This is a genomic window from Lysinibacillus sp. FN11, from assembly GCF_024628845.1.
GTDB classification, from domain to species: Bacteria; Bacillota; Bacilli; order Bacillales_A; family Planococcaceae; genus Lysinibacillus; species Lysinibacillus capsici.
The window spans coordinates 257,660-270,143 of record NZ_CP102383.1 but is presented as its reverse complement, the minus strand read 5'-3'; the positions used below and the strand labels follow the sequence as shown (position 1 = coordinate 270,143).

At 37.7% G+C, this 12,484-nt stretch carries 9 protein-coding genes; 1 reads left to right on the top strand and 8 read right to left on the bottom strand.

Annotated features, from left to right (window positions below; translation table 11 throughout):
- Positions 1–59 precede the first annotated feature (59 nt).
- The 5 genes from NP781_RS01200 to NP781_RS01180 all read right to left on the bottom strand — a co-directional run bounded on the left by NP781_RS01200 (position 60) and on the right by NP781_RS01180 (position 5,843).
- Positions 60–1,244: an iron-containing alcohol dehydrogenase gene (locus NP781_RS01200; protein ID WP_257521230.1), complete on the bottom strand. Its 1,185-nt coding sequence runs from the start codon at positions 1,242–1,244 to the stop codon at positions 60–62.
- Positions 1,245–1,259: 15 nt separating this feature from the next.
- The gene (locus NP781_RS01195) at positions 1,260–2,021 is read right to left on the bottom strand and encodes a 3-hydroxybutyrate dehydrogenase (protein WP_221679590.1); all 762 of its coding nucleotides are present in this window, start codon (positions 2,019–2,021) and stop codon (positions 1,260–1,262) included.
- Between the two features lie 12 nt (positions 2,022–2,033).
- On the bottom strand, positions 2,034–3,350 hold the full coding sequence (locus NP781_RS01190) for a GntP family permease (protein ID WP_257521229.1): 1,317 nt from the start codon (positions 3,348–3,350) through the stop codon (positions 2,034–2,036).
- A gap of 63 nt (positions 3,351–3,413) precedes the next feature.
- Entirely contained in the window at positions 3,414–4,934 is a 1,521-nt protein-coding gene (locus NP781_RS01185; protein WP_257521228.1) for a CoA-acylating methylmalonate-semialdehyde dehydrogenase, read from the bottom strand.
- A gap of 15 nt (positions 4,935–4,949) precedes the next feature.
- Positions 4,950–5,843 carry an NAD(P)-dependent oxidoreductase gene (locus tag NP781_RS01180; RefSeq protein WP_257521227.1) on the bottom strand — a complete coding sequence of 298 codons (894 nt, stop codon included), beginning with the start codon at positions 5,841–5,843 and terminating at the stop codon, positions 4,950–4,952.
- Positions 5,844–6,078: 235 nt separating this feature from the next.
- Here NP781_RS01180 and NP781_RS01175 point away from each other — a divergent pair, with 235 nt between their 5' ends.
- The gene (locus tag NP781_RS01175; RefSeq protein ID WP_257521226.1) at positions 6,079–6,690 is read left to right on the top strand and encodes a TetR/AcrR family transcriptional regulator; all 612 of its coding nucleotides are present in this window, start codon (positions 6,079–6,081) and stop codon (positions 6,688–6,690) included.
- A 46-nt stretch (positions 6,691–6,736) separates the two neighbouring features.
- Here the strand turns inward: NP781_RS01175 and NP781_RS01170 are convergent, their stop codons facing one another.
- Genes NP781_RS01170 through NP781_RS01160 form a run of 3 tightly spaced genes read right to left on the bottom strand, consistent with a single transcriptional unit; the run spans position 6,737 to position 12,473 of the window.
- Positions 6,737–8,743: a GGDEF and EAL domain-containing protein gene (locus NP781_RS01170; protein ID WP_257521225.1), complete on the bottom strand. Its 2,007-nt coding sequence runs from the start codon at positions 8,741–8,743 to the stop codon at positions 6,737–6,739.
- Between the two features lie 29 nt (positions 8,744–8,772).
- Positions 8,773–10,929: an RNA degradosome polyphosphate kinase gene (locus NP781_RS01165; RefSeq protein WP_221679578.1), complete on the bottom strand. Its 2,157-nt coding sequence runs from the start codon at positions 10,927–10,929 to the stop codon at positions 8,773–8,775.
- Positions 10,926–12,473, bottom strand: a complete 1,548-nt coding sequence (locus NP781_RS01160; protein ID WP_257521224.1) for a Ppx/GppA phosphatase family protein — start codon at positions 12,471–12,473, stop codon at positions 10,926–10,928. Before NP781_RS01160 ends, NP781_RS01165 begins: the two co-directional genes overlap by 4 nt.
- Positions 12,474–12,484 lie beyond the last annotated feature (11 nt).

Genomic DNA, 12,484 nt, shown 5'->3' with positions numbered 1-12,484 from the left:
TTATTTTCTAAAAAAATATAAAAGAGCCATTCATCCGAATGAATAGCTCTCCAATATAATTAAAACTCATACGTATAGGCAATTTTATATAGCTCCATTAACTCTTCTAAAGTTGGTATCTTCGGATTGTTGTCAGGGCTTCCACTTGCAAGTGCATCCTCAGCCATTTTAGGAATGGCCTGATAATAAGCTTGCTCATCTATTCCCCACTGTTTTAAATTGCAAATTTTCATATACTTACACATGTCTTTAATGGACGTAATAGCAAGCTGAGCAAGCTCCTCTTGTGATAGACATTCTTTTGTTTTATTAAAAAATTGTCCCAAATCTGCCAATCGATCTATACAAGCATCTTTTGAATAGTCTAGTACAGCTGGTAAAAGCATCGCATTGGAGATGCCATGTGGTACGTGAAAAAGTGCACCAATGGGACGCGACATTCCATGTACGAGGGCAACAGAAGCATTTGAAAATGACAGCCCTGCCTGCATCGAACCCAATGACATCGCTTCCCTAGCATCAACATCATCTCCATGTTCAAAAACCTTTATGATGTTATTCACAATTAATTCCATAGCAGATAAGGCGAGCACATTCGAATAAGGATGAGCTAAACGCGATAAATAGCTCTCAATGGCATGGCTCAATGCATCTATTCCTGTTGCTGCGGTAATTGCTGGAGGTGAAGTAATGGTTAAAATAGGATCAACAACCGCCATAGTTGGCATAAAAGCTGGTTGCTTAATCATCATTTTTACATCACTTTTTGTATTGGTAATAACAGTTGCATCTGTGGCTTCAGAGCCTGTACCTGCTGTTGTTGGTATTGCAATGTGTGGAATTGGTGCAACAGCTGCAACTTTTGCCATTTTCATATAATCTCCTATGTAGCCGCCATTTGTAGCCACTACTGCAATCGCCTTCGCCGTATCAATACAGCTACCCCCACCAACAGATATAATGACATCACAGTTTTCCTTCTGCAAAAGCTGTAATCCCTCTGCTACATACGTATCATCCGGCTCAGTTATCACCCCTATATATGAAACGACTTCTATCCCTTGGGTCTTTAACAGTGTATGGCATTTATTCACAAATCCTAAACTATCCATCATTGGATCACTAATAATTAATGCCTTAGAACCTAGTTTTTTCGCATACTCTCCTACTTCTTCAAATGAATCACGACCATATACAATCGTCCCTGGTGAATGAACAGTAAAAATGGTTTTTGTTTGAATCATATTTTCCCTCCTAAGCTACTGAGCTGTATAGCCACCATCTAATAGAATGGCCTGACCGGTTAACCCCTTTGCTATATCACTTGCTAAATATAATGCAAGTCCTGTAATTTCCGAGACATCAAGTAAACGTTTTTGCGGTACAAGTGGATATAACACTTGTTCAAGTACTTCCTCCACTTGAATACCCCGTGTCTGTGCTAAATCCATAAACTGATTACGTACTAATTCCGTGTCAACATACCCTGGACAAATAGCATTTACCGTAATTCCATCTGTCGCCACCTCTAGTGCCGTTACCTTAGTAAGCCCAATCACACCATGCTTTGCTGCATTATAGCCTGCCTTCCCAGCAAACCCAATGACGCCATTGATGGAGGCCATATTGATAATACGACCAAATTGATTTTTCTTCATATGTGGTAACGCATACTTCATCGCTACAAAGGGAGCAACGACCATCACTTTTTGCATTGACTCAAAAATTTCTGTCTTAAAATCCTCAATAAGCGACACATGTTGAAATCCTGCATTATTGATTAAAATATCTAATGTTGAGAATTTATTAATCGTAAAATCGATGGCTTCTCTTATGGCTTGTTCTTCTGTCACATCACATATATAGGAAGTTAAAGAGGGGTATTGTGCGACGGCTTCCTCTAGAAGCTGTTCATTTTTATCTGTTATCACAACATTAGCCCCTTGCTCAGCAAATGCTTGTGCTATGGCAAGACCAATACCACGAGCTGCCCCTGTAATAAAAACCGTTTTCCCTTGCATACTTCATCCCTCCTACATCCCTAATGAGAATAATATGATTGCAAGTATTGTACCTATGATAGGGATAATAACCGTCAAAGCTCCAAATGGCATATATGCATCCTTATGCTTTTCATTACATACTGAATTGATGGTTGTCACAACATATCCTCCGTGTGGCAATGAATCTAGGGAACCAGATGCTATAGCGATTGTCCGATGCAATGCCTCTGTATCTACACCCATCTCGATATAATGCGGTGCTAGTAAGGGCATTGCAATTGTTTGTCCCCCTGATGCTGAACCTGTTAAACCAGCAATAACCGCAATGGCTAAGGCTCCTCCAATCAGCGGACTGCCAGGGATATTGGTCATTACATCAACAGTTGCAACAAAGGATGGTGTTGCTTTTACTACCCCACCAAAGCCGACAACAGCCGCCGTATTTGCAATGGCAATAATAGCACCCATCGCACCTGCTGCTAATGTTGCGCCAACTGACTTTGCATATTTGTAACTCACTAAATAAGCCACGATACAGCCACTAGTTAAGGCTACAATTAAAGCAGAGGTTCCAAGTGAATTATGGAAAATATAAGAAATGACTAAAACAACTAATAATGGTACGAGACTCAAAAGGGGACTCGGTAGCTTACGTGTTTTATCAGTAACTGGATCAGTGGAGCGCTCAATGAAAATCTCCCCATTGTTTACAGCGCGTTTAATCATCCAATTCAGCCAAAGCGAGCCACCAACGGCCATAAAAATAGCCACGACAATACTAACTTGCCAACCAGCATATGGAGTTGTACCAAGATATGGAATCGGTATCCAATTTTGAATCTCAGGTGAGCCTGCTGATGTCATCGTAAATGTGACAGAACCTAGGCCCAGTGCAGCAGGAATAAAACGTCTTGGAAAGTTTGCTTGTTTAAATAAACTAATAGCCATTGGATAAACAGAAAAGGCTACGATAAAAACTGAAACACCACCATATGTGAGTACTGCTGCAGCTAAGACTACAGCATATGTGGCATATTTCACCCCTATTTTTTCTACAATCCATTTAGAGACACTATCTGCAGCGCCTGTGTCCTCCATGACTTTACCGAAAATGGCGCCCGCCATGAACATTAAGTACCAAGAACCAACAAATCCTGTGAACCCATCCATATAGCTCGTTAGAAAGTTGGGCTGATCTTTATCAGCTGTTTGAGGAAAAAATGCAAGACCGTTTGTTAAAGCTGCTAACAGCGCCGTTAACGGTGCTGAAATAAGTAGATTTACACCCTTCATTGTTAAATAAACTAATAATGCTAAACTACCAAAAAGACCAATATACTCTAACATTTACACCCCACCCATCCCCTTTTTTAGAAAAAGAGCTGTATAGCTCTACAGCTCTAGGTTTTATTAGTCGTTATTGCTTGGGAATGCAAATGTGGATGCTGGGGAGGCATTACCAGCCATCCAACGCTCTGAAATTGTCTTAGTTTTTGTAAAGAATCGTGCTTGATCTGGGCCAAACATATGCCCCTCACCAAAACGAGAGCCTTTAAAGCCTGCGAAGTTATGGTAGCCAACAGGAATTGGAATTGGTACATTGACACCAACCATGCCAACATCAATTTCTGTTGTAAATTTTCGAGCTGCTAATCCATCATTCGTAAAGATTGTGACACCATTGCCTAGCTCATGCTTATTTATAAGTGTAATAGCTTCCTCTAAGGAATCTACACGAACAACATTGCGAGCTGGACCAAATATTTCTTGCTCGTAAACTTCCATTCCTGGTTTTACATGATCTAATAATGTAGGTCCTACATAAAACCCTTTAGACTCTTTGACAATGTCAAGCTCTCGTCCGTCACAAATTACTGAAGCTCCTTCGGCTTCCCCTCGATCAATTGCAGTAAGAATTGCTTCTTTCGATTGTTGAGAAATAACAGGGCCAAAATCTGAATCAGGATTTGTATAAGGGCCAACCTTCAGATTGGCGATTTTATCCTTCAGAATCTCCACTAGACGATCTGCAGTATCCTTTCCTACAGGCATAATGGTAGATATCGCCATACAGCGTTGTGAGGCTGCCCCATACGCTGCTCCAATAAAGGCATTAGCTACCTGTTCAAGATCCGCATCAGGCATTACAACCATATTATTTTTACCCCCACCAAGTGCAGTAACACGCTTTCCATATTTTGACCCAGTTTCATAAATATACTTCGCAACTGGTGTTGATCCAACGAATGAAATCGCTTGCACAGCAGGGTTTTCTAAAAGTTCATTGACAGCATCTTTATCACCATTGATTACTGTCCAAATACCATCAGGCAATCCCGCCTTCTTCCAAAGCTCACTAACATACAATGCAGTCATTGGCACACGCTCGGATGCTTTTAAAATAACCGCATTTCCTACAGCAATGGCCATACTCGTTTGTGCTAGAGGCACCATGATGGGGAAGTTAAATGGAGAAATTGCTGCCACAACCCCTAATGGATACTTTGCAGAATAAGCATTTATTTGACCTCCAACATTTACAGAGTATTCTCCTTTCATTAAGTGTGGCGCACCAATGGCTAAGTCAACAGATTCAAGTCCTCGTGTAATTTCACCTTTGGCATCTTCAATCGTTTTACCGCTTTCAGTACAAATGATTTGTAATAGCTCTTCCATATTTTCAGTGATAAGGTTACGGAACTTTAGTACAATTTCTGCACGCTTAGCCACTGACGTATCACGCCAAGCTGGAAATGCTGCTTGAGCTTGCTCGATTGCATCTTGTGTTTCCTCTACTGTTGCAAGGGGTACCTTAGCAATGACTTCACCTGTTGTTGGGTTAAATACCGAACCGAATCGTCCACTTTTTCCTTCAACCAATTTGCCACCAATAAAATGTGTTAATGTTTTAACATCTTGTGCTGTTGTCATATCCATTTCCTCCTCTTAAAATTGTTCTAGTTTACATTTTTCTTTTAAGCTTAAATAAGCTGCAGACATATCTTTTTCTCCATAGCCCTGCTGAGCAATTTCACTATAAAGATCCACTAACTTTTCGCCGATTCGCAGCGATACGCCTGCTTCATCAGCCATTTCCTTAGCTAACTTCAAATCTTTTAATAGTAGATTTGTCGAAAAGCCCGGCTCATAATTATCATTTTTCATATATTCCAAATAATTACGTTCATAAATACGGCTTTGCCCATAACTATTACTTAATACTTCATAGAGCGTGTCTGCCTGAATACCCATTTTTTCACCAAGTACAATCGTTTCAGCGACTGCCTCTGTGTAAAAGCCAATCATTAAGTTATTAAGTAATTTAATCCGCGTCCCTATACTTGCAGATGTACCCAAATGATAAATATTTTTACCGATTATTCCGAATATTTCACTGGCACTTTTATAATCTTCTGTGTCACCACCAACCATAATAGTTAATGTCGCATTGATAGCCCCAATGACACCCCCACTGACAGGAGCTCCCAAATAACGTAATCCCAAAGCTATAGCTTCTGTATGTAACGTATCATTCAATTCGGGATTAACAGTACTAAAATCAATCAGTAGGCATCCTTTCTTTGCATGTTGTAAAATTCCTTGCTCTGACTGATAAACCAATTCTACAACCTGAGGGGTAGGCAAGCTTGTCATAATAACATCACATTGTTTCGCAATATCCATAGCTGTCTCAAGGCCGAAACCACCTGCTGCTGCGAATTGATCCATTGCTTTCACATTCGTATCGAAACCATACACCTGATAATCTGCCCTTAATAAGTTAATAGCCATCGGTAAACCCATATTCCCTAAGCCAATAAAACCTAATTTTCCCTTCATTGTGACCTCCCCATTCCTTGAAAATACAACGGAAAACTTGATGATATACTAGCCAACTTTCATTTTTTAAAGTAACATTAATAACGAGATAACCTCATTGACCACAGTCATTGACTTCGGTCATTTAAATCATAATCAATCAAAATCCATCTCGTCAATTAAAAATTTAATATTTTCAGAATATTTTTCACAAAAGATATTTTACAATATTTTAAACAGGAGGTATTAGCTACCGATGGAAACACTCACAAGCAGACAGAAAAAGGCATTAGAAACACGTGAAAAATTATTAAAAGCTTCTTTAGATTTATTTAACAAGCATGGTTATGAACATGTTTCTGTTGAACAAATTACGAAGGCATGTAATGTTTCAAAGGGTACATTTTATACACATTTCCCATCTAAATATGATGTTATTTTAGAAAAATTTAAGGAGCTTGATAATTTTTATAGTACAGTTGAAAAAAATATTGATCCCTCATTACCAGCAAGTGAAAAAATTCTTTTAGTATATCAAGAGCAAATGAAATATTTAACAAATATTGTGGGGAAGGATTTATTACGTACAGTGTATACGGCTGCTATGACAAACCAAGTAAAACAGGATCATTATTTAATCAATCCACAACGTAAGATTTTTCAGATAATGAATACATATATCGAGGAAGGAATTCAACATAGGGAATTTAGACAAGATGTTTCTGCTGCTACCATACAAACACTTATTCAGCGCTGTATGCGTGCCAATGTCTATGATTGGTTGATACATAGTGAAGACTTTGACCTAGCCTCTGAGATGGCGCAATTTACAGCAATTGTCTTAAACGGTCTTAAAAACGGCAAATAAAAAAGTAGCACTTCATCTATTTTATGATGAAAGTGCTACCCGTTTTCTAGCTTACAAAATATTGTTGTACAATCGTTTCTACTGGTAATGGTTTATTATACAAATAGCCTTGCCCTTTTTGACAACGATGGCGTTTGAGAAAATCGACTTGTATTGGTTCTTCAATTCCCTCAGCAATGACCTCTAATCCTAAATTATGAGACATCGAAATAATGGCTTTTATAATGGCTTCATTTTTGTCATCCTTTGCTATATCTGCAATAAATGACTGATCAATTTTAATAATATCAATCGGATAACGCTTGAGATAACTTAATGAGGAATAGCCTGTCCCAAAGTCATCCACAGACACATAAACACCTAATTGCTTCAGTTCTGTAAGAATCGAAAATGTTTCATGAACATTTGTCATAGAGCTTTCGGTAATTTCTACTTCTAATAATTCAGGTGGTACACCATATTTCTTTAAAGCTGTTTTAATTTTTCGGGCAAAATTTTCTTTTCGAAACTGTTTTGGAGATATATTGACTGCAATCCGTACAGGACGATATCCCTTCGATTGCCATTCTTTTTGGTAACGACATACCTCATCAATAATCCAATCACCAATTTCAATAATCAACCCTGAGGCTTCTGCAATAGGAATAAATTGTGCTGGTGATACAAAACCAAATTTACGGTTATTCCATCGTAATAATGCTTCAAAGCTATTGATGCTATTATTTGCTAAATCCATTTGCGGTTGTAAATGGAGACTTAGCTCATTAAATTCGATTGCACGACGTAAATGTGCCTCCATCAATGCTTCGTTTGGAAAAATAGCCGTCATATCTTCACGGTAGTAGCGGTAATGTGAACGACCATGTTCTTTAACAGAAAATAAAGCTTTATCTGCTTTCCGTACAAGTGTCTCGATATCTTTACCATCTGCTGGGCTAAGTGAAATCCCAATCGATACACTTATAAAATATTCCTGTCCATCTATCATAAATGGCTGTTTTAATACGTCCATAATCAAGTTTGCAGTTCGTTCAATTTTTTGGATGGTTGCATCTTTGAGCACAAAAATAAACTCGTCACTATTATATCGATATAGCGAACACTTTGAGTAGCAAAGCTCCCGTAACCTATGACTAAACATACGCATCAAATCATCTCCCTTGCTCTCGCCAAGGGATTCATTAAACTTTTTAAAACGGTCAATGTCAACTAAAATAAGAGCGGCTTGCTTATGCTCTTGCTTTTTATCATTTAAATGCTGTAGCCAATGCTCCTTAAAAGCTTTTCGATTCCAAATACCTGTTAATTCATCCATTAGTGCTAGGTAATAGAATGCTTCATGATCATTCATAAATGAATTCGCATCTTTAACAAATAGGTGAACACCCACAACTTCACCATTATAATAGGTTGGATGCGTTCTTAAATAAAAGGGCTCTTTACTTAGTAAATCACCTTTCAATAAGCATTTAGGCATGCCAAACGCTGAACCTTCGATTGTTTTGGTAAATAATAATTTAAATTCATTGAGGTATTTACTTTCTAGTAATGAAAAAATATCTAGTCCAATTAGACTGTGCTGCTCTCTCGATAGTGTAGCAGTAGCAGCAATATTTTGATGAATTATTCGACCTTGTAAATCTGTCGTTAACACTGGACTTATGTGTTGTTCAATGAACTGTAAATAGGGATTTTCTTCAAATGTTATCGCTCGAAGAATAATGGCAACGATTGATTCAGAAAAGTGCTGAACATGAAGCACAAATGTTTTCTCTTGAAGACCGTTACCTAATTTTAGAGTATGCTGTTTATTGATTTCCTCAATTAGAAATCCCGACAATTGCAGCCAGCATTGCTTAGTAAAAAAGTTCTCAGCGTTTTTGGCTGTTATATCCTCCAGCTCAATCATTGAAGATAGCTTTTCATTAAATTCAACGACCTCAAACACTGTGTTATCAACTTGTCTCAAACAAATAATTGCATCAAATGGATTTAGTTGCATGAGCTGTTGATATTCTGCAAATGGCGCTACATTTTCTCTACATTTTTTCATTCTATCCCTCACTAAGTAGCGTGTTTGCTCTATTCTTCGTCTAGCGTAGGCTTTAATGCATCCTTCAAGAAAATTTCCTGGCTATTTAATGGATCTTCGCTACGATCAAACTCTTTATAATGATACTTACCATTAGAGTCTTGAATACGGGCTTTCGCAGTATCCATTAATTGTGCATTCATTATGTCAATAATACGAGTTTTTGCTTCACTTGCATATACAGGGAATAAAATTTCTACACGTTTAATCATATTACGTGTCATCATATCTGCAGAGGATAAATAAACTTTATTTTCCCCATTATGATGGAACCAATAAATACGAGAGTGTTCAAGGAAACGACCAACAATACTTGTTACGGTAATGTTTTCACTAATACCTGGGATTCCTGGTCTAATACAGCATATACCACGAATAATAAGTTCGACCTTTACACCCGCAATGGATGCCTCATAAAGCTTCATCATTAAATCTTTGTCTGTCAATGAATTCATTTTTGCACGGATAAAACCATTTCCATATTTTTTATGACAGGCAATTTCCTCATCCATTAAACGAATAAACTCATCTCGTATATCAAATGGTGCAACGACTAAATGATTAAAGGTAGGTTTTTCTGTATAGCCACTTAAGTAGTTAAAGAAATTTGTCGCATCAATGCCAAACTCTTTATCTGTCGTTATTATGCCCATATCCGTATAAATTTTTGCAGTAGCATCATTATAATTTCCGGTACCCAAATGGACAAAACGTTCTATTTTGCCGTTACGACGACTAACGACTAGCGTAATTTTTGAGTGTGTTTTTAAATTATTCATCCCATAAATTACAAGACAACCTGCTTGTTCTAATTGTTTTGCCCAGTGTACATTATTTTCTTCATCGAAACGTGCCTTTAGTTCCACTAATACCGTTACTTGTTTACCGTTTTCAGCGGCAAGTTTTAACGCTTGAATAATAGGGGAATTCCCGCTTACTCGATATAATGTCTGTTTTATAGCCAACACATTCGGGTTGACAGCGGCCTCAGAAATAAAATCAACAATAGGGGCAAAAGATTCATATGGATGATGGAAAAATATATCCTGTTGAAGTGCTTTTTCGAAAATATTTTCGTCAGACTGTAAATCTAAAGGTGGCTGTGGGATAAAGCTTTCATATTCTAAATGCTCACGACCTACTGAAATACCTTTCACAAAAGAGAACATAAACGTTAAATCCAAAGGACCATCAATATGGAATACATCGGATTCTTCTATTTCGAATTCATCTAGTAAGTATTGCAGCACTTCCTCGTTCATTTCTCCCACTCGAACTTCTAAACGGCTTCCTACTCCCCACTTTCGCTTTTTCAGCTCTTTTTCGATCTCCACGAGAAGATCTCGAGCCCCTTCTTCATGGATAGTTAAATCTGCATTTCTTGTTAAGCGGAAGGCTTGTGCTGATTTTACGCTATAGCCATAAAACAGCTTTTCAATATGTGCTACTATCACATCCTCCAATAAAACTACAACTGTCTTTCCTTCTTCGGACGGTACTTTTATATAGCGATCTAGCACAGATGGAACCTGGACAATCGCCACTCTTTCACGACTTTCAAGATCTGACTCATCCTGTTCTAACAGCACTAGTAAATTCAAAGTTTTACCAAGCAAAGTTGGGAAAGGACGATACGCATCCACTGCAACAGGTGTTAAAACAGGGAAGATAGTTTCTGCAAACATTTCATTGATAAATGATTTTTGCTTGCTATTTAAATCTTTCATGTCCGCAATATGTACATTATGTTGAGGCAGTAAATCATAGATTAAATGTCTATATACCTCAGTTTGTCGACGCACTAATGCTTGTGTGCGTTCTGCTATTTTGGCCAACTGTTCCTTCGGCGTTAAGCCAGATTTGTTTTCGGGCTTATGAAAACCTGCACGAACCTGGTCCTGTAAGCCTGCAACACGTACCATAAAAAATTCATCTAAATTGGAACTAAATATAGCTAAAAATTTTAAACGTTCAAGCAGAGGATTATTAATATCCTCTGCTTCCTCTAGCACTCGCTCATTAAAGGCAAGCCAGCTTAATTCGCGATTATTATAATATTGAGGCTTTGCAATTTCCTCTAACAATAGATTGTAGTTTTCGGAAAATTCTTCCCCATGTAGCTCGTTTTTCGTTACTTCAGTTGTCATCCATTGTTCCACCCTTCTTCAATAAAATTGATCTTCATTGGGATTTTTAATGCACGTTCTAAATGCTTTCTATGTCGATTGGCTTGATATTTTTCAGCCGCAGCATTCTTTTTTACATAAATATTAAGCTGAACATGATCTTCTTCTGTGTGCATTTCAATAGCATGTACTATATTGCGTTTTGAAACATTTAATGCATAGACAAATTTTAATAACGCTCCGAAATCTCTTATTTTACGATGTTCCTCCCGACTCATCCATGTAGCAAATGGAGCAGCAAAACGTTCGAAATAATCTTTATTTTTATAGGAGGCAAGAAGTGCTAGTTTTACTCGTTCTAAATGATTTAAACCATCAATGGACTGATTCGCAATTAAATAAAAAGTATGTTGGCTTGAAGAGCTTAATTCGATATACTCTCCTATATTAAAAACCTTCGCCGCTTTTGCTAATAAATGCAAATCTTCTGGATGATATTGCAAGTAGCCTAAATGACAACATTCACGATACAATTGGTCTGCTAAATGCATTAAATAATCTACTTCCATTTCACTCCGACCATACTGACGTGCTAATCTTCTAGCATTTCCTTCAAATACATTATCTTTATCAAACGCCTGTGGATCTGTTTGCAAAATCCGTTGAATAATGAGTCCCTCACGTAAACCTCGCTTGGTCAGTTGGAAGGTCTCACTACCAACTACCTCCATCAATATTCTAAATACCTCTAATGCAGGAACAATGATATCTGCGCGGTCAGATGAGAGCCCATCCAATTGTTTCAACTCCTGAAAGCTTAATTGTCCTAAAAATAAGCTTAAATCATCCAAATTTTCCTTCGTCATTTCATAACCATGAACGCTGGCAATAGGGTAATCATGCTTTTGTTGATGTATTTGAGCAATATTCCGCGCACTACCACCAATTGCGATAATGGGTAGAGCAACATTTTTTATCCAAGGGAGTGTTTGGAACTGCTCTTTGACAAAGGCAAGAAGCTCTTTTTTCTCACTACTATTAATAATTTCACCTTTTACAAAACGTTGCTTTAAAGAAACTGTCCCAAAAGGGAAACTATGTGATTGCTGAATTTCTTTATTTTCAAACAGCGTAATTTCGGTACTACCACCACCGATATCTATCGTTACGGCCGATTTCGTACCCATGGAATAAGCAACAGCAACGTATCCAAAATAGGCTTCTTCTTCTTCTGATAAAAGCTGTATTTGGATACCAGTCCGTTCTTTCATTTCCTCAATAATTTTGTCTCGATTAGTGGCTTGTCGAATAGCAGCAGTCGCAGCAGCTATTACATCTGTTACTTCAAAATCCTCAAGCATGGCTTTAAATGTCAATAAAGTTTCTGATAACACTTGAATACCTTCGTCAGACATCTCTCCTGAGGGCTGTAAATATGTACGCAATCGTGCTACCGTCTTAATATTTCCAAGCTCACGAAGTCCCTCTTCATTATTATATTGATATAATACTAATCGGATAGTATTGGAGCCGATATCAATAATAGCTGTTTTTAATTCATTCAAATAATCACATC

Bases quoted from the DNA above. Each gene is read 5' to 3' on its own strand.
- NP781_RS01200 (WP_257521230.1), bottom strand. From the start codon at position 1,244: ATGATTCAAACAAAAACCATTTTTACTGTTCATTCACCAGGGACGATT.
- NP781_RS01195 (WP_221679590.1), bottom strand. From the start codon at position 2,021: ATGCAAGGGAAAACGGTTTTTATTACAGGGGCAGCTCGTGGTATTGGT.
- NP781_RS01190 (WP_257521229.1), bottom strand. From the start codon at position 3,350: ATGTTAGAGTATATTGGTCTTTTTGGTAGTTTAGCATTATTAGTTTAT.
- NP781_RS01185 (WP_257521228.1), bottom strand. From the start codon at position 4,934: ATGACAACAGCACAAGATGTTAAAACATTAACACATTTTATTGGTGGC.
- NP781_RS01180 (WP_257521227.1), bottom strand. From the start codon at position 5,843: ATGAAGGGAAAATTAGGTTTTATTGGCTTAGGGAATATGGGTTTACCG.
- NP781_RS01175 (WP_257521226.1), top strand. From the start codon at position 6,079: ATGGAAACACTCACAAGCAGACAGAAAAAGGCATTAGAAACACGTGAA.
- NP781_RS01170 (WP_257521225.1), bottom strand. From the start codon at position 8,743: ATGAAAAAATGTAGAGAAAATGTAGCGCCATTTGCAGAATATCAACAG.
- NP781_RS01165 (WP_221679578.1), bottom strand. From the start codon at position 10,929: ATGACAACTGAAGTAACGAAAAACGAGCTACATGGGGAAGAATTTTCC.